Here is an 18584-nt window from a genome sequence, read left to right on the forward strand (position 1 = left end):
GAAAACCCGCTCCCCCTCTCCCCATCTCCCCCTCCCCCCATCTGCCTTAATGATAAGTCTTTACCCGGACATGATATCACGGGCTTTATACAAGTGCGGTTCAACTTCTCGCACCACCATGTTTGATTCTCCAGCCTTGCCTATAAAAAGGGAGAATAAAGGCATATAGCGATCTGCAAAAGTGATGACTAATATTGAAAACAATCCAGAATTAGAAAACTTACTAGAGTACATTCAACGTAATAGAGGATTTGATTTTAGGGGCTACAAGCGTACAACACTGAGCCGCCGAATACGAAGGCGTATGGAAATAGTTGGTGTTGAAAAATACTTAGATTATCTGGATTACTTAGAAGTACACCCAAATGAGTTTATCGAGCTATTTAATACTATTTTGATCAATGTTACGGCTTTTTTCCGAGAGCCACAAGCATGGGAATATGTGGCACATGAAATTCTTCCTCGGATTCTTGCTAGCAAAGACATCAGCAAACCAATCCGCATCTGGAGTGCAGGTTGTGCTTCCGGGCAAGAAACTTACACTATAGCTATTTTGCTAGCAGAGGCGTTGGGTATAGGTCAGTACGCAGCACGAGTGAAGGTTTTTGCTACAGATGTGGATGAAGATGCTCTCAATACTGCTCGCCAAGCAATTTACAGCCCAAAAGAAGTTCAAAATGTTCCAACGGATTTGCGAGAGAAGTACTTTGACAGAGTGAATGGTAACTACATTGTTCATAAAGATTTGCGTCGCGGCGTGATTTTTGGTCGTCACGATTTGGTGAAGGATGCACCTATTTCCAGAATTGACCTATTGGTATGTCGAAATACTTTGATGTATTTCAACAACGAAACACAAGCAAAAATTCTTGATAGATTTCATTTTGCACTAAATGATGGAGGCTTTATCTTTTTAGGGAAAGCGGAAATGTTGTTGACCCGAAACCACTCGTTCACACCATTGGATTTACGCCGACGGGTGTTTACCAAAGTTGCTAATGGGAATTTGCGCGATATGCTGTTAAATATCCCTCATCCAATCAAGCAGCAAGCTGTCCCAGAAATGGTCGATCGCATACGCATTCATGAAGCTGCTTTTGAGATCGATCCGGTTGCTCAGATAGTGGTCGATGTTAATGGCGCAGTTATTCTTGCTAACGCCGAAAGTCGTAACTTGTTTAATCTCAATTCTAAAGATTTGGGTCGCCCGTTACAAGATTTGGAGCTTTCCTACCGACCTGTGGAATTGCGATCGCGCCTTGACCAGGTTCGCACCAATTGCAATACTATTACTTTAAAAGAGATTGAATGGTCCACTTCTGAACGCGAGATGAAGTATCTGGACGTTCAGATAACACCTTTGTTGGAAGGCAACACTGATGAACTGCTGGGTATAAAAATTATTTTTACTGATGTGACTCGGTTTAAAAATTTACAGCAGGAACTGGTACACGCCAATCAGGAATTAGAAACGGCTTACGAAGAACTCCAATCTACCAACGAAGAGCTAGAAACCACCAACGAAGAACTTCAGTCCACTGTAGAAGAGCTAGAAACCACTAATGAAGAACTCCAGTCCACAAACGAAGAACTGGAAACCATGAATGAAGAACTGCAATCCACAAATGAGGAATTGCAGACCATTAATGAAGAACTGCGGCAGCGGAGTGATGAACTCAATCGAGTCAACGGTTTTCTACAGTCCATTCTCACCAGTCTTCGCTCTGGAGTTGTCGTTCTCAGCCCCGACCAACACATTTTAATTTGGAACCGTAAAGCTGAAGACCTGTGGGGTTTGCGGTTTGATGAAGTTTTTTCAAGGCACTTTATGAGTTTGGACATCGGCTTACCCCTAGAACCACTCAGACTGCCAATGCGATCCATTTTAAAAGGTGATTTCGATTATTATGAAGTCACGTTGGATGCCAGAAACCGTCGAGGTCGAGCAATTCAGTGTCATGTCATTTGCACCCCACTTCTTGGTGTGGGAAGAGATATTCAAGGAGTCATCCTATTGATGGAAGATCGCGAGCAAGAGGAATACTCATAAAGATATGTACAGACACAATATATCCTGTCACGTACTCCTCTCTACAGTCTTTCTTTTTTGTTACGTTCCATTCTTCTCCCGATAGGATAGATAATAAGTAGGGCAGCACAAATAAAGTTAGTATTTAATATCGTTCTTTGGTATTTGTCAAGCACACTTAGTGAGGGTTTGGAGTGTTTTTATATTTCTTAACACAGTTTTTTCTTCTTCCCACCCACCTGCTTATAGCCCATAGGAATAATCAACAATTCTGAGAAATCATCACCTGACTAATAACCTACTAGATAGATTTGGCATATTGATAAGACAAGTATCTTTACGGTGGAGGAGAAGATGAGAGGTTTGCCGTGAATGTGGACAAATTTGGTCGGCAAGTACATAAGGTACGCCGACACACCCAACTTTTACATCACCGTGTTAGGGAATCGCCCGGACAAGAACAAGATTTGCTAGCACAGGCTTTCGAGCAACTTAGCTCGGCTTTGGAAGAACTGCACGTAGCAGAAGAAGAATTGCGCCAGCAAAATGAGCAGCTGGCACTTGCTTACCAACAAGCAGCAACAGAACGCAGGCGCTATCAGGAACTGTTTGATTTTGCGCCTGATGGTTATTTGGTAACAGATTCCAATGGGAAAATTTTGGAAGCCAATCTTGCTGCTACTCACCTACTAAAAATCTCAAAAAACTTCCTCATAGGCAAACCCCTGATCAACTTTCTCCCAGAAGAAGAACGTCGTGTTTTTCGTTCCCAATTACAACGCCTCTTAGATATAGAGACAATGCAAGAATGGGAAATTCAATTGAAACCTCGCAAAGGAAATGTATTTGATGCAAGTTTGACCGTAACAACTATACGAGATAATGAAGGCAACCCTACTGGCTGGCGCTGGCTCGTGCGAGATATTACCTCTCGCAAGCAGGCAGAAGAAAAACTACAATTCATTCAAATTCAAAATCTGAAATTACAGGAAGCGGCGCGGATAAAATCGCAGTTTTTAGCAGTTATATCCCACGAACTGCGTACACCAATGAATACTATTTTGGGCTTTTCCCAACTGCTGTTGCGCCGCTACTACCATCTGTTAATTCCAGAATTAAGAGAGATGGTAGAAAGGATTATTCATAGTGGAAAACAACTCCTCAAGCTAATAGAAGATATACTTGACTTCTGCAAGCTGGAAACAGATAGGGTAGAGCTAAAATTGCAGGAATTTAACTTAATTGAGTTAGTCACAACAATTACAGAAGACTTGCGCCCTTTAGCTGAGCAGAAAAACTTAACCTTGGTTTTGCACTCAAATATTGATAACCCTAACGTTGTGAACGACTGCACTCGCCTGCAACAGGTATTGGTCAACCTAGTGTCTAACGCTATTAAATTTACAAATACTGGTGGCGTATTTGTAGAAGTACAGCAAATCGATGGCGATCGCGTGGCTTTGATGGTAAAAGACACTGGTGTTGGTATTCCCGAATCCGATCTTGCTTACATTTTCTTAGAATTTTGGCAAGTGGATAAGTCTACAACCCGCAAGCAAGGTGGTGTCGGATTGGGACTAGCAATTGTAGATAAGTTAGTAAACTTAATGAAAGGAACCATCACAGTTGAAAGCAAACTCGGTGAAGGCACGACTTTTCGAGTCCAATTACCACGACAAGTAAGTTAAGCCTTATCGGTCATTTGTCATTGGTCATTGGTCATTGGGTCGCAAGGTTGTTGCTGTTGATTTAGATTTAGAGGCACCTGGCTTAAGTACGGCGTTTAACCTAATTCCACAACCAAGATATGGAATTGTTGACTATTTTTACGAGCGTTCCTATTTACCGGAGGGAGTTGAGCCAAATATTTCGGTTGCTGAGATATTTGGCGAAGTGAGAATACCCAATGCTACAGGCAGGGTATTTGTCGTCCCGGCTGGTTCTTTAGATCTCGATTATGTTTCCAAGATGGACGATCTTCGAGCTACTGCTGTTATTGACAGTGGTGAAAACCTTTGGTCTGTTTTTTGTCGTGAAATTCAAGACCAATTGAAGCCTGATATTATTTTAGTTGATTCAAGAACAGGAATTAATCAGTGGGGTGCTTTATCATTATTTCAAGCGGCCGATAAAGCTATTATATTTCTTTTTCCTAATGAACAAAACAGTCAGGGAATAAATCTTATTTTACAATCGATTCAAGTGCTACACAATTTATCGATTGATTTTGTTTTTTCTCCAGTACCTGATGTTACCGATCTATCTAAAGTCAAGAAAATTTGGAATTCCTTACGCACCAGCATTCAGAATTCAAGAAATAGAAATAATGGAACGGATGGAAATGAGATAAGTGAAGATGAACTAGATTTTAATGAAGTTCAAAATGAGAGAGAAGAACCATTGGTAGTTCCTTATCTTCAACCAATTGCTTTGGCTGACAGCTATCCCGTACCAGCATTGGTAGATTATTATACTAGAATTACTAACTTAATTGAGGAGGAAACTGACGAGATTAAACGAAAAAGTGTTTTAACTGGCATAGATCGTCGGTGGAAAATTATTGAAAGTCTGCAATTTCCTGAAGTTAATGCTGCAGATCCAAAGCAAGATTTAAGCCTACTTTTTCAACGTACCGCTGATTTTGAAAGATTTTTAGATGATACTACTTGTCTCATAAGAGGTCGAAAGGGAACTGGTAAAACAGCTCTCTATTGGCTATTGCTAAAACATAAAAGTGTTGCTCAACAACTAGCTCATACCCGATTGGATAATACGGAGTTTTTTTCAGCGCACGGTAGATTTCATGAAAGCCGTCCATCCCGTAATGAATTCAAAATAATCCATAATGCTTTACAAGAAAAAGGAGGCTCTTGGGAAGCGTTTTGGAGAGGATATTTACTTTTAAAAGCATTTCAGGAAAGATATCTCATTTTTTCTAAAGGTCAACAAGGTAAAAAATATAGCGATTTGAAAGAAATTTTCAGTAGTTTATCTAGTAACAGATGGCAGTATGAATACACTCAATCAATGTTACAATTATCTATTGATTCTCGTTTGGTACTTTTAGTTAAAGATGCCATAGATGTTATTGATGAAAAAGCTCAAAAAGAATCTAAAATGCTGTGGTTTCTTTACGATGATTTAGATGAAGATTTCCCTGAAGATGGTGAGATAAGACAAAAAGCATTAACTGGATTATTTCAACTTGTACAAGCTTGTGATGCACGTGGATTGACAAAAATTCGATTTAAAATCTTCTTAAGAGAAGATATCTGGAACCGCCTCATTTTTGACAATAAAAGTCATTTTAATGGACGTGATATTCTTTTACAGTGGACTAGAGTTGACTTTTTGCGATTAGCGCTTCGGCAAGCGCTTCAATCAAAAGATTTTAAAGACTTAGTTGATAGATTCTCTCCTGTTCCAGTTGAGAGTATCGATCGGGCTAGCGAAGAGGTTATCGATCGCGCATTAGAATTGCTTTGGGGAAGTCGAAGAAGCGGTAATAGATCTCAATATGTATCTAGATGGGTTTATGAACGCTTAACTGATTCAAGTGGCGCTACTTTTCCTCTAAGTTTAAGCATATTGTTGAAAGGAGCAAAAGAGCAAGAGCTAAGTTACAAAGGACAATCGTCAATTAAGCCGCCTACAGACCGCTTACTGCGAGGAAAGTCTTTAGAGATTGGATTGAAGGAAGCATCAAAAGAACGTTGCAATGCAATTAAGGAAGAGTATCCTAATTTGATGAAGTTTTTCGATGCTCTTAAGGATGTGCGAACCTTATTAACCAAAGAAGAATTAAAAACAGTCTGGCAGGAGTCAGCACAAGAGGTCATATTGTCATTTGATGACTTTGCAAATTTCTTAAGTGAAATTGGTCTTGCTGAATGGCGTCAGAAAGATGAACGCTATAAGTTTGCGGATATTTATGTATATGGGTTTGAAATGGTTCGTGTACGTATTGTGTAGACTTTTAGTTCCCTACATAATAGGGTTAATGTGTAAAAAATTATGCGTATAGAGACCAGCCATGTTTAGTCTCTACATGGTGTTCGCGATCGCGATTCTGGTCTTATCTGAAGCGTAATAATATTTAAGAAACTGTAACAAATGCAGAAACCCGGTTGATTTGAGAAACCGGGCTTCTGAATTTGAAAAGATTTTGCAAAAAGTACGGATGAGTACTTGAACACCAATGCCAATAACTGACTAGTAGATTTTCGCATTAAGAAGTGGGTAGATGACCATTTGTATCCGTTAAACTAGCGATAGGTGGAATCACTTCGCTTTTATTACCTTGCGTGCTATCCACATCACAAGTAGAGAAGTGCTTGTCCATAAGTGCTGGAACTTGTGCAGCGTTAATCCGGCTGTAGCGACTTTTATCTGGCATTACCAAGTTTGGCCCAGCTTTGCAGTCTTTCATGCAGCCAGTTCCTTTGATTGTCACCTCTGATTCCAAACCGCGAGCGCTGATAGCTGCTTCAAGTGCTTGACAAACCTGCTTGCCACCGCGTTTCATGCAATCAGACTTTTGACAAACCAAGATGGTTGCTTTTTTTGTTTTTGCTGCACTAGAAGGAGACACGGGAACATCGGCGCGTGGAGACACGGAAAAAGAAGAAGACGCGGGAATAAATTGATTCTCCGCGTCTTTTAATCTCCCCATCTTCTTGTCTACAGACGCCGCCATCACTTGGTAAGCTTTGAGTTTGACTTCACCTGTTTTCAGGTCATGCTTTTTTTCACCTACAACTTGCAACCAAGTTCCCTTAGGTAATCGCAAGTCAAAGGCAATACGTAAGTGTTTGGCAAGTTTGACGTAACATTCGCCCTCAGAAGTGTTTAATAGCAAGCCCTTGAGCTTGTATCCATCTTTAATAACAAAGTCAAGGAACTGCCCCTCTAAGCTAAATTCTGAAACTTGTGTTGTGTAGCATTTACTCATTTTTAGACCTCTTTTCAACAAAGACCGTAATTTCAGCATGGCACTTATTCACACTAACTTCCGCCATCATAACTGCCGATAGCGAGCCTGCCAGCATTTTTTGAGAGCGCAAATCAAGTCTTGGCGGGAGTTGGTGAACTGCCGAACAACACTCCAAACTTGAATGGCATCTGTGACATTGCTAATTTCAACAGTCAATGGCTGATTTGTCTCACAACAACAGGGAATGTCTAACTCCTGCAAACGATGATATATTTGCCAGCGGTCTGCCCAATTGACTTCAAGGTTGTACTTTTCCTTGTGTGATTGCGAAGTTAACGGTTTCAAGACAATCCCCCTAAATGTGCAATATTTTTTCAGTAACTACAACAAGCTAGCTGCGGTTGATTTCCGATCTCCGGCAGCTAAGTTCCATTAAATAGGATAACCTAAGTGCAAACTTTTCTCAATTATTTTTGAAAAAATGTATGTAATCCCAATTTTTTATAAAGCTACACGCGATTTTTAGCCCTCCTAAACCTCCCCTTAGTAAGGAGAGGTGCCGCAGGCGGTGGGGCTCTACATTCACGAAAAATCAAGGATTACAGCCGAGAAAAAATGTGTTTTGTGCTTCCATTTTGACTACTGTACCAGCGCTCTAGACAAAGCGTTTCCTAAAATTCCTTCAGGGCTGGATTCACCGCAACGCACTGGCTCGTCTTCGCGGTTCAAATCAAAATTCCCAACCTAGTACACCTCTTACGGTAAATTGTCAAATGCAACCAACAAGCAGAATTTACCCAGGAGAAATTATGAAAGCAATCCTAATGACAGCAGCAGGAAACCCCGAAGTATTGCAACTACAAGACGTGCCAAACCCAGCCGTTCCTCCAGGCACAAGCGACCTGTCAATACGCTTACGGGCAGCTGGCATTAATCCCATAGACACCAAACTTCGCAAAAGAGGCACATTCTACCCCGATAAAATGCCTGCAATTTTAGGATGTGATGGTGCCGGTATAGTGGAAGCTGTTGGTGCGGCTGTGCAGAATTTTCGAGTAGGGGATGAAGTTTACTTCTGTCAAGGAGGCTTGGGCGCACATCAAGGCAACTACGCTGAATACACAACTGTTAACGAACAGTTTGTCGCCCGTAAACCTGCTTCTGTCTCCTTCGCGGAAGCAGCAGCTGCACCCTTAGTCTTAATCACCGCATGGGAAGCACTCTACGAACGGGGACGCTTGGAACCAGGGGACAAAGTGTTAATTCATGCCGGTGCTGGTGGTGTCGGTCATGTAGCCATTCAACTGGCAAAACTCAAAGGTGCTCATGTTTGCACCACCGTCGGTTCTCAAGAAAAAGCTGATTTCGTCAAAAGCTTAGGTGCTGACCATGTCATTTTTTACAAACAAACAGACCTTGTGCAAGCAGTTTTAGATTGGACTGGTGGCGAAGGTGTAGATTTAGCTTTTGACACTGTAGGGGGAGAAACCTTTTATAAAACTTTCCCAGCCGTGCGGGTGTATGGTGACATAGTGACGATTTTGGAACCAGATGCCAATACAGTTTGGAAAGCGGCTAGGCAACGCAATCTCCGCATTGGCTTAGAACTCATGCTAACACCCATGTTGCAGGGTATTGTGGAAGCACAAAAGCACCATGCAGAAATTTTAGAACAATGTGCTCAATGGATTGATGATGGCAAGCTGAAAATCCAAGTTAGCAATACCTTTCCTCTTGAAGAAGCAGCTAAAGCTCATCATTTGATTGAAACTGGGTCAATGACAGGTAAAATTGTCCTACTGATTGGAGATAGGTAATACGAGAAACAAGGTAACGGGATGGGTAAGGTGCCCATCCTATAAGAAATTTATTCAATGTATGGGGTGGGCAACAAAAGGTTTGACCTACAGGAGATTTACTAGTTTTGTAGGATGGGTATCTCGCCCGCCCTCTAAACTGGTGCAATCTCTAAATTTACTCACTTTTGTCTGCACGCTCTTATTATTCTTACTCCCCCTAGCAGCATGGGGCGCACCAACACAAGTAGAACGCATTCCCCTAACCTTAGAACTGTTACAAGAACGGGTACGTACACCTATCATCCGTGATGGGAATTTGATGGTTAATTTGCGGCAAATGGTCATAGACTTAAGCCCAGAAAATGCCAATTTCCGAGATGCTTTTTATCAAATTTTGCGAAAAGAACTGCAAAAAGCTGGCTCAAAACCTTTGGGTTTAGACCTCAGTTATTCTGTGATTCAAGGAGACTTTATAGGCAGCGATTTGGGTTTGAGAACACCCTTATATGCTCAAGCTATTGCTCCTATTTTCACACCCACAGAACAAGAACAACTGGAACGATTGCGGGATGTTTGCTTGCAGTCACTTGCTGTGTCATTACCTAGTTCTAGAGATTGTAAATTTCTTTTGGGAACTGAGTCAACGATATCAACGGCAATTAGTGTTTTTCGCGGTTCTCTCACACTGGAAGAAACTCGCTTCAACGGTACTGTACAGTTTGCCAATACCTTTTTTCTGCAGACTGTTAATGCCCAAGGTGCCCTTTTTACTCAGCCTGCTTACTGGACTGAAACACGATTCAGCCGTGTAGCTAGCTTTTTCAATACCAATTTCCGCAAAGAAAGTTACTTCCAAAGCAGTGTTTTCTTTGATAAAGTGAATTTTAAGCAAACTCAATTTCAAGAAAGTACAAATTTTCAGGAAAGTTCCTTTGAGGACACAGCTAATTTTACTGAAGCAAGTTTTAAGCAGGTAGCAAAATTCAGCCGCGTGCAATGGCACGGCAATGCTGATTTTTCCGGCGTGCGTTTTTTTGAGCAAGCACAGTTTACGAAAGATATTTTCAATCGGTTCCTTTTTCTTACAGAAGCTACTTTTTACCAGACTGTTACCTTTCGGGAATCACAGTTTAACCAACCTGTCAATCTTCGAGGCGCAAGCATTCTCAATCAAGCAGACTTTAGTGATGCAGGGTTCGATCGCGAAGCCTATTTAAATGTATCCGATCTCATTTTTAACTCCAACCAAGCAAAGATTTTAGGAAATCCCGGTCAAATTGGCAAAATGCTTGTAGTGTGTGGTTTGCAAGGCAATCAAACTGTTTTGCGTAATTTGGGGCAAAATTTTCGTCAGTTGCAGCAAATTGCCGACGCCAATCACTTGGAGTATACAAAGCAGGAATTGCGACTGCGGGAGTTAAGCCGTTCTCTGTTTGGTACAAATATCAATAGTGCTTCGCAAAAACGTCTGATTGCTCTGGGTTTTTCCCCTGTTCAAGCAGATGCCATTGTTCATCGTCGCCTGGTACAACTCTTTCGCAATAAGAGTGAATTACTGACTTTAGCTGATATTGATTACGAGACATTTACGCAAGCTACGTCACGCATTGTTGTTGGCAATCCTCTCTCATTAGGTGGCTGGTTGCTGCAATTTTGGAGTTGGTTGGCTTTGAGTTTACTACTGCTGCTTTCAGGATACGGTACGAATTTTTGCTTGGTAATTGGTGTGGGAACGATCGCAATTGCCTACTTCGGTTTACTGTTTTGGCTTGTTGACCGTGTTCGTCGCTTCAAACCAATACCCATCTTACCCACTGCCTACGAAACCACTGCGATGTTAACCAGTTGTACTCTATTGATACTGCTGGGTTTACTGGCTATCTTAAAAGCAGCAGAACACCCTTGGCTCACATTGGGATGTCTGGTCGCAATTATCCTCCCCGTCCCTGCTGTCTTACTGTTCCAACTTTACCAAAAAGGACGCTATCACAACTTATTAGATGTTTCTTACTTTACAGAGGAAGGAACTCTACGACAATTACGCCTGCTGATTGGACGTTTGCCCGTCATCCCCAGGTATCAAATGTTTCGCGAGCGTTATTTGCCAATTTTGTGCGATCGCCGTTGGAATTGGCTGAACTATTATGACTTTAGCCTCAATAACCTTTTGAGACTGGGATTTAATGACATTCGTTTGCGAGACGAACACCTCCCTAGCATTATTACAACATTAGCATGGTATCAATGGGTTCTAGGTATACTTTACATCACCCTTGTTTTTTGGACTCTCTCTCGTACAATTCCTGGATTGAACTTACTGATTTATTTGAAGTAACCATTTTATTTAAAGTAATAATTTTTCTAAATTCACGGAAATTTTTTCCTTAACTAACTTTGCAAGCCAGCATCAAAAATTTCTTGTACAGTTAAATTCAATTCAGGAAATGTTGGTGATATGATGCGATCGCCTTTCCTAAACTGGCTAACTTGGTATTCGCCTTCCACTAGTTGATAAATCGAAATAGTTGGTTGTTTGGGGTTGCCAATAAACCGCCTTCCACCCAAGCCAAGATAATATGCTGCCGTCTTTGCGATATATTTGGGATTCAAACTCAGAGACGCTACCGTGTTCTTCTATGAGGCGCATAAACTCCGAGCGACGGTTTGGGTCAACGTAGAGTTGGTGTCCAATATCTGTAAAATTTGCTGTAACTTCTTCAGGTAAAGAATAGCCATAAATAGCAGCGAGTGCGGGATTTGCTGTAATATAACGTCCATCTGGCGTACTTTGAAAAATCCCTTCTACTGCGTTTTCAAAGATACTGCGGTACTTGGCTTCAGCAGCCCCTATTTTCTGGTATGCTACCTCCAGTTCTCTCCGAGTAAAGAATTCTGAGCGTTGCAGGCGATCGTATAGAAAAACGCCTAAGTCACAAATGAAACACAACCAAAACACGGCTAAAATCATTGTGACATGGTATAGCGGTTTCTGGTTGTCTGGTGGCAGTAGTTTTAGTCCAAGTGCTGTATTCACACCAAAATAGTAAATTAGCACACCTAACTGAGACGTCAGGTGAAGAGTCCATCGAACAGGTATGAGTATAGCTTGGCTCAAAAACACGAGAAACCAAGCGATGATATCGGGTAGCGCAAAGTTATTGAGTGTTGCCCAAATCTGTTCTACTAGAGTAATTGACCAGCATAAACCTAGGAAGACAATTTCCGGATAACGACGACCAAAACGAGTTTTATGTACGGCTAAGCAGATTGCTAAGCTTAGGATCATGGTACCTTCCAGGACAAACACAAGGGGTTTCAGTTCCTGTGGAATCTCTGGTAACTCCTGAAGTTGAAAGAAAGTGGCGTAAACATCACGGAAACTAAAGCTCAAGACCAAGATTAAGGCAATCCACAGACCTAGGTGCAATCTTTGCCACAAAAAGCTTTTGCGCCAAGCTTTGTATTCGGGTGTTATGACACCACCCATTAGCAAGCACGCAGCAGAAAAAGCGTTCCTTAAATACTTTTGTATTGTTTCTAATACGATCGCCATTAGCCTTTGACCAAATTTTTATGAAGATGGAGTTGCTAGGGGCAACGTAAACCAGAAGGTTAAACCACGTTTGCGATTGCTGTTTACACCAATTTCACCACCATGTGCTTTGATAATTTGCCGACTCAGAAACATCTTTAAGCCAATGCCTGTTGAGCACCGAGCTTGTGGGTCACGGACGTACAAATCAAAAAGGCGATCGCATTCTAGCTTGCTCATACCCACACCGTCATCTTGAATGGTAAAGTGAATGACGCCTTCTTGAACTGAGGCTTTCAGGGTAAATTTTAATCCTGGTGGATTGTTTTGCCAGCTATGTGTAAACCATTGGTTTACAACTTTCTGCAATTTCGCTGCGTCAGCAATAACTAATGGTAAGTCTTTTGGAACCAAGTTTTTCACAGTTGCTTGATTTTGTTTCAGTTCTGGTTCCAAATCTTTGATAATTGTTTCGATAAATGTATTAAATGATATGATATCCTGATGCAGGGCGATTCCGTGTGCTTCGCTAGTATGAAGTTCAAGCAACGATTCTATCATCTGTAGTTGGCGATCGTTACCTTGAAGCATGCGCTCAATGATTGAGTCAGACACAGGTATTTGGGAGGGGGAGAGGGGGAAAGAGTTTTCCTTGTCTCCCTGTCTGCTCTTCAACAAATTATTAAGTACCATTAAATTACCCATCACTGAAGTCCGCAACTCGTGTGAGACTGTATGTAAAACAACATCTTTGAGTCGGTTCAGTTCCTGGAGTTCCAGCATTTTTTGTTGTAACTGTGCTGTGCGCTCTTCGACTTGACGTTCTAAATTGGTGTTGAGTTGGGCTAGTTCTTGGTAGAGTTGTGCTTGCTGAATGGCGATGGCGACTTGTTGGGACATCTGCTGGAGCAAATCAATTTCCATTGGCTGCCAACGTCGCGGTTTGTTACATTGATTTGCAATCAAAGCACCAAACAATTCATCTCCCTTCATAATGGGTACAGCCAAGGTCGCTTTGGTTTGGAATTGATGATACAGCTTTTTGACTTTAGCAGATGCTGTCATGTGATTCATATTTTCCACCACTCGCACGCGATCGCTGCCGAGTAATCTTTTGAATTCTGCCAAGTAGGTTTTATCATCAGTTCTCCAGCCCAAAACAGAAGGATATTTGGGATCGACTGATTCAGCTACAATTCTAGATTGGTCGGGAGTATCATTTAAAGCAACAAAAACCCGATCCGCTTCTAAAAATTGCCGAACCTCATTCACAGTGGTTTGAAGAATTTGGTCTAGGTTAAGTGAGGTGCGAATTCTAGCCAAAGTTTCTGCAAGCAGGCGATCTCGTTGTGCTGACAGGCGCAGTAAATCTTCTGAGAGTTTGCGTTCTGTGATATCATTAGTAACACAAAGCATACAAGGTTCCCCACCAAGGGTAATAACCTCGGCTGAAAACAGAACAACCCTTGGTTGACCCGATCTATCGTAAAATTGAGTTTCTAAATTGCGGATAAACCCATGTTCCAGCAACCTCTGTTGTATGATGTAACAGTCTTTGGGATTGACCCATACATTTAGCTCAGAACGGGTACGACCAATCACCTCTTCTCGACGGAAACCAGTAATCTGGAGAAAGGTATCGTTGACCTCAACATACCGCCCATCCTTAAGTGTCAGGATAGTCATTGGGTTTGGACTGCAGCGAAACGCTTTAGAAAATTTTTCCTCTGACTCACGCAAGGCAATTTCTGCTGTTTTACGCTCGCTAATATCGTGGTTGATGGAAAGCAAGCAAGGAACATCATCTAAATGAATCACCTCTGCTGAAAACAGCCCCGTTCGTATCTCACCAGTTTTGCGGCGGAACTGGGCTTCCATATTGCGAACAACACCATGTTTGTGCAATTCTTGTAACATTGCAGTGCGATCGCTCTCATTTGCCCAAATCTTTAATTCAGTTGCAGTACGACCGATAGTCTCCTCGTGCTGATAACCCGACTGTTCTACAAAACTATCATTAACTTCTATAAACCGTCCTTCAGACAGCGTGCTAATAGAGATGGGATTGGGACTCGAACGAAACACTTTAGTAAACTTTTCTGCTAGACTTCTCAAATTAGCTTCGGTTTGTTTGCGCTCTGTAATATCTCGTACAATACTCAAAACCTCATCTTGCCCGCTAACAACTAACCGCGCCTCATAATCACGCATTCCCAAAGGCGTTGGTAATTGATATTCGCAAGTTTGCAAGGTATGTGAATCTAAAGTTTTAGCAATTGCCTGTTCGCTAAGTAAGACAACATCAGGAGGTAAAAAATCCCGCAGGTGTTTGCCAATAATTTCATGTCTGGGAATAGTGACATTTGCACCATCACCTTTAAAATCTAGATACTCACCATCGCGACTGAGACGAAACATCAAATCGGGCAGAGCATCTAAGATTGCTTTATATCTTGCTTCACTTTCGCGTAATTTTTCCTCTGCTAGATTCCGATCTGTAATGTCAGTCATTTGTCAAAAGTCCTTTGTCATGTGTCATTTGTCCTTTTTTATTTGTAAGGGTTCTAAGCATTCTTAGACAAAACATATAGTTGCTTTTATTCCCCCCTACCCACTTGGTTTGCTATTTGGCTGATAGCTACACTTTCAGAGTATCTTCCAAAGCTCAATTTCGCATTCACCCAATTGGATGAACCACATGCAGGAGAGGAATTTCACCAGACAAAAAGCTGAATTGAGCTTGAAGTCAACGGTCGGAGAGAAAAGCCACTATGTGAAGAAATATCAAAATCGCTGAAACCTTTACAAACGAAGGACAAATGACCACTGATATCATGTCCGGGTAAAGACTATCCTAGACTGTGTTACTCCCCAAATGCGGGTTGCACGGGAAGAAATTTTCGGACCAGTGGTGGCTTTGATTGAGATACAGTCTTTTGAGGAAGCGATCGCAATCCTCAATGATACGCCTTACGGTCTTTCCTCTTCCATTTATACTCGCGATATCAACCGCGCTTTTGCTGCCATGCGCGATATTGAGGCAGGTATCACTTACATCAACGGTCCGACTATCGGTGCTGAGGTGCATTTACCTTTTGGTGGTGTCAAACAGACTGGTAACGGACACCGAGAAGCTGGAACTGCTGCCATAGATGTCTTTACGGAATGGAAAACTGTCTACGTGGACTTTTCAGGAAGCTTACAACGCGCCCAAATTGATAATCGTTTGGGCAACGGATGACAAATGGATGTAACAGATGTTTGGGCGTGCATTTTATCGCTCTACCATCCGTTATATCCTTTATAAAATTTGCTGCCAATTCTTATACACAATTGGTAAGCAATGTTACATACCAAACTCTATTAATACCAGAAGATTATTAAAGAATATTAAAAAATTTAGATAACAAGCTTTTTATGCTAAAACTTTCACAATCCACGCTCCGCAATCTAAAATCAAAAATCTCTTTACCTACTACACCTCAGTTAGTCACTTCCTTACCCGGACCTAAAGCTAAAGATATTGTAGAACGAGACCATGCTGTCACTTCTCCCTCCTATACCCGTGATTACCCGTTGGTAGTAGCTCGCGGTCAAGGTTGCATGGTGGAAGATGTTGATGGAAACGTATTTCTGGATATGACAGCAGGAATTGCAGTCACCGCTACAGGGCACTCTCACCCAGAAGTTGTCCAAGCTATTCAAGAGCAAGCGGCAAACTTGCTACATATGTCGGGAACTGATTTCTACTACGAACCAATGGTGGAACTAGCAGAAGCATTAGCTTCCCGTGCGCCCTTTCCCAATGGTGCAAAAGTGTTTTTTACCAACTCTGGGGCAGAGTCTAATGAAGGAGCAATCAAACTCGCTAGATATTACACCGGACGTTCTCTAATAATTGCCTTTTTGGGAGCATTTCACGGACGTACTTACGGGGCGATGTCCCTAACTGGTTCCAAGACAGTGCAGCGAGCAAATTTTGGTCCTCTACTTCCAGGTGTCACTCATATTCCCTATGGCCAGATGGCTAGTTTGGATTACTTGGAAAAACAGCTCTTTTCCACAATGCTGCCACCTAAAGAAGTTGCAGCAATTATTGTTGAGGCTATTCAAGGGGAGGGTGGTTATATTGTTCCAGAAGATGGATTTTTACAACGCATTCGGGAAATATGCACGCGCCACGGCATCCTTATGGTAGTTGATGAAGTCCAAGCAGGTATGGGACGTACCGGACGCTTATTTGCTATTGAGCATTGGGACGTTATGCCGGATATCATCACTACAGCTAAAGGTATTGCAAGTGGTTTACCTTTAGGGGCAATTCTCTCCCGCCCTGAAATTATGACTTGGCAGCCCGGTTCTCACGCAACGACTTTTGGAGGTAATCCTGTTGCTTGTGCGGCAGCGATTGCCACTTTGCGACTGCTAGAAAGTGGTTTGATGGCAAATGCTACCCAAATGGGAGAACTCTTGCAAGCAGGTTTGTATCGTTTGTCACAACAATTTCCGCAAATGACTCCACCACGAGGTAAGGGGCTGATGGTGGCAGTAGATTTGTTAGACAATGAGGGGAATTACAATCCGCAGTTGCGCGATCGCATTCTTCAACAAGCCTTCCTGAAGGGTTTGTTATTATTAGGTTGCGGTAAAGCAGCAATTCGCTTCTGCCCTCCTTTGGTCATTGACAGCAACCAAATTGAAATTGCCCTTCAGATTCTTGCTCAGATAATGCGAGAAATTGAAGGATAAAGCGATAGCTTCGCTAGCTACTGCCTTCGGCAGAACGCAGGTTATCATGATGTTAAATGTGCAATGTTGAAACTTTATGGAACCCGAAATTGCCCATCGTCTTTGGGAATTGCTTTGGCAGGACTACAGCACTAGGGTAAGTTATGCCCGTATTTACGCGCAAATGATCCAAACTGCGGGTGGAACCGTTGCTAATGACCACATTGCCTTTAGGTCTTTACGTATGACCGTTGACAGTCCCCAGGGTAGCGTTAATCTAGGGATTGATTACTTAGAACAACTGGCTCAAGCTTTAGGTTACGAGGCAGTCGGCGAGTATTCTTTTCCAGAAACCCATCTTTATGCCCGTCACTATCGCCATCCACAACAAGAAGAATTGGATTTACCCAAACTGTTTATTAGCGAATTGATTGTGGATGAATTACCAAAAAATACTGTTCAACTCATCCATCAAACCGTATCAGGTGCAAATTTATTTAGTTTTTCAGCACTTTTTGATGCATTTGGCACTAATACTGAACGTCTTGCAAAAGAACTCGTAAAAGTTTTTACTATACCTTGGCAACCTGCAAAACGATCCGTTATAGAAGAAGTTAGCAAAGTGACTCAGTATGGTGCCTGGGTACTGCTACACGGTTACTCAGTTAACCACTTTACAGGCTACGTCAACCGCCAAAACACCCCAACATATCCAGATATTGACACCACTGCCCAAGGTTTAGCTAACCTCGGCGTGCCCATGAAAGATAAGATTGAAGGTGATATTGCCTGCGGGTTGCGGCAAACAGCCACTCAAGCCGTGGCTGAAGTAGTATCCGTGCTAGACGATTTGACTGATGCAGAAATTCAAATTCCTTGGACTTATGCCTACTATGAGATTGCCCAACGTTATATGGTAGAGGTTGAACCAGGCAAGCAAGAACTATTTGATGCTTTTTTAGGACAAAACGCTCAGCAGTTGTTTGAAATGACGCGGTTAGTTAATAGTTAATAGTTAATAGTTAGTAGTTAGTAGTTAGTAGTTAGTAGTTAACCACTAACCACTAACCACTATCCACATCTAAATTGACATATCGAACAATTTCGATATAATATCAATATGGAAACAAAAGACATATTCAAAGTGCTATCAAACGAAACTCGGCTCCAAATCCTGCATTGGTTGAAAGAGCCAGAGGAGTACTTTCCAAATCAAGAGGTAGACCCTCATACTGTGGGAATCTGTGTTAGCTGTATTCAAAAGAAGACGGGTTTAGCCCAGTCTACTGTATCTCACTATTTATCCATGCTAGAGGCTACAGGGCTCGTAGTGGCTACTCGTCAGGGGCAATGTACTTACTATCGGCGCAATGAAGAGGAATTCTCTAAGTTTGTTGCTCTCGTAGCAACGGAATTGTAAATTTTTACAACTTTTGCTGATAAGCCGTATTTCTTCTCTTGTTGAAAATCTATTCTATCTGTTTATATCGAATTAGTTCGATATTTGCATATTTTTAACTACTGCTCTTTCATTACAGACCTGCGGTTTCGGTTTGAATGCGA

Annotated in this window: 11 protein-coding genes and 3 pseudogenes; 9 read left to right on the forward strand and 5 right to left on the reverse strand. The window is 41.9% G+C overall.

What is annotated here, in order from left to right; genetic code table 11:
* Positions 1-184 precede the first annotated feature (184 nt).
* From ACYRY3_RS04015 to ACYRY3_RS04025, 3 genes are all read left to right on the forward strand, one after another.
* Positions 185-2050, forward strand: a complete 1866-nt coding sequence (locus ACYRY3_RS04015) for a CheR family methyltransferase (protein WP_460200462.1) — start codon at positions 185-187, stop codon at positions 2048-2050.
* Between the two features lie 347 nt (positions 2051-2397).
* Positions 2398-3717, forward strand: a complete 1320-nt coding sequence (locus ACYRY3_RS04020; RefSeq protein ID WP_460200463.1) for a PAS domain-containing sensor histidine kinase — start codon at positions 2398-2400, stop codon at positions 3715-3717.
* 34 nt (positions 3718-3751) lie between these two features.
* Positions 3752-6001, forward strand: coding sequence for a MinD/ParA family ATP-binding protein (locus ACYRY3_RS04025; RefSeq protein ID WP_460200464.1), 2250 nt, complete (start codon positions 3752-3754; stop codon positions 5999-6001).
* A gap of 256 nt (positions 6002-6257) precedes the next feature.
* Here the strand turns inward: ACYRY3_RS04025 and ACYRY3_RS04030 are convergent, their stop codons facing one another.
* Together ACYRY3_RS04030 and ACYRY3_RS04035 are read right to left on the reverse strand one after the other, a co-directional pair.
* Entirely contained in the window at positions 6258-6980 is a 723-nt protein-coding gene (locus ACYRY3_RS04030; protein ID WP_460200465.1) for a (2Fe-2S) ferredoxin domain-containing protein, read from the reverse strand.
* Between the two features lie 66 nt (positions 6981-7046).
* The gene (locus ACYRY3_RS04035; RefSeq protein WP_460200466.1) at positions 7047-7307 is read right to left on the reverse strand and encodes an Asr1405/Asl0597 family protein; all 261 of its coding nucleotides are present in this window, start codon (positions 7305-7307) and stop codon (positions 7047-7049) included.
* Between the two features lie 464 nt (positions 7308-7771).
* On the opposite strand from ACYRY3_RS04035, the gene ACYRY3_RS04040 reads away from it, so the two are divergent.
* Both ACYRY3_RS04040 and ACYRY3_RS04045 read left to right on the forward strand, forming a co-directional pair.
* Complete coding sequence (locus ACYRY3_RS04040; protein WP_460200467.1) at positions 7772-8779, forward strand: zinc-dependent alcohol dehydrogenase family protein; 1008 nt, start codon at positions 7772-7774, stop codon at positions 8777-8779.
* A 61-nt stretch (positions 8780-8840) separates the two neighbouring features.
* Positions 8841-11096, forward strand: a complete 2256-nt coding sequence (locus ACYRY3_RS04045; RefSeq protein WP_460200468.1) for a pentapeptide repeat-containing protein — start codon at positions 8841-8843, stop codon at positions 11094-11096.
* 53 nt (positions 11097-11149) lie between these two features.
* Here the strand turns inward: ACYRY3_RS04045 and ACYRY3_RS04050 are convergent.
* From ACYRY3_RS04050 to ACYRY3_RS04060, 3 genes and pseudogenes are all read right to left on the reverse strand, one after another.
* Positions 11150-11335: pseudogene (locus ACYRY3_RS04050) on the reverse strand (Uma2 family endonuclease); the annotation flags it as partial.
* Positions 11313-12314: pseudogene (locus ACYRY3_RS04055) on the reverse strand (PAS domain S-box protein); the annotation flags it as partial. The pseudogenes ACYRY3_RS04055 and ACYRY3_RS04050, both read right to left, overlap by 23 nt.
* 18 nt (positions 12315-12332) lie before the next feature.
* Positions 12333-14804, reverse strand: coding sequence for a sensor histidine kinase (locus tag ACYRY3_RS04060; RefSeq protein ID WP_460200469.1), 2472 nt, complete (start codon positions 14802-14804; stop codon positions 12333-12335).
* A 337-nt stretch (positions 14805-15141) separates the two neighbouring features.
* Between ACYRY3_RS04060 and ACYRY3_RS04065 the strand changes: the two are divergent.
* The 4 genes and pseudogenes from ACYRY3_RS04065 to ACYRY3_RS04080 all read left to right on the forward strand — a co-directional run.
* A pseudogene (locus ACYRY3_RS04065) lies at positions 15142-15534 on the forward strand (aldehyde dehydrogenase family protein); the annotation flags it as partial.
* 176 nt (positions 15535-15710) lie between these two features.
* On the forward strand, positions 15711-17042 hold the full coding sequence (locus tag ACYRY3_RS04070; protein ID WP_460200470.1) for an acetyl ornithine aminotransferase family protein: 1332 nt from the start codon (positions 15711-15713) through the stop codon (positions 17040-17042).
* A gap of 76 nt (positions 17043-17118) precedes the next feature.
* Positions 17119-18033: a 2-oxoadipate dioxygenase/decarboxylase family protein gene (locus ACYRY3_RS04075; protein ID WP_460200471.1), complete on the forward strand. Its 915-nt coding sequence runs from the start codon at positions 17119-17121 to the stop codon at positions 18031-18033.
* 108 nt (positions 18034-18141) lie between these two features.
* Positions 18142-18441, forward strand: a complete 300-nt coding sequence (locus ACYRY3_RS04080; RefSeq protein WP_460200472.1) for an ArsR/SmtB family transcription factor — start codon at positions 18142-18144, stop codon at positions 18439-18441.
* Positions 18442-18584: the final 143 nt, after the last annotated feature.

Source organism: Scytonema sp. NUACC21, assembly GCF_054684315.1.

What these genes read in the sequence shown, in the direction of transcription:
- ACYRY3_RS04060 (WP_460200469.1), bottom strand. Translation starts at nt 14,804, where the DNA reads ATGACTGACATTACAGATCGGAATCTAGCAGAGGAAAAATTACGCGAA.
- ACYRY3_RS04075 (WP_460200471.1), top strand. Translation starts at nt 17,119, where the DNA reads ATGGAACCCGAAATTGCCCATCGTCTTTGGGAATTGCTTTGGCAGGAC.
- ACYRY3_RS04015 (WP_460200462.1), top strand. Translation starts at nt 185, where the DNA reads ATGACTAATATTGAAAACAATCCAGAATTAGAAAACTTACTAGAGTAC.
- ACYRY3_RS04045 (WP_460200468.1), top strand. Translation starts at nt 8,841, where the DNA reads ATGGGGTGGGCAACAAAAGGTTTGACCTACAGGAGATTTACTAGTTTT.
- ACYRY3_RS04040 (WP_460200467.1), top strand. Translation starts at nt 7,772, where the DNA reads ATGAAAGCAATCCTAATGACAGCAGCAGGAAACCCCGAAGTATTGCAA.
- ACYRY3_RS04080 (WP_460200472.1), top strand. Translation starts at nt 18,142, where the DNA reads ATGGAAACAAAAGACATATTCAAAGTGCTATCAAACGAAACTCGGCTC.
- ACYRY3_RS04030 (WP_460200465.1), bottom strand. Translation starts at nt 6,980, where the DNA reads ATGAGTAAATGCTACACAACACAAGTTTCAGAATTTAGCTTAGAGGGG.
- ACYRY3_RS04070 (WP_460200470.1), top strand. Translation starts at nt 15,711, where the DNA reads ATGCTAAAACTTTCACAATCCACGCTCCGCAATCTAAAATCAAAAATC.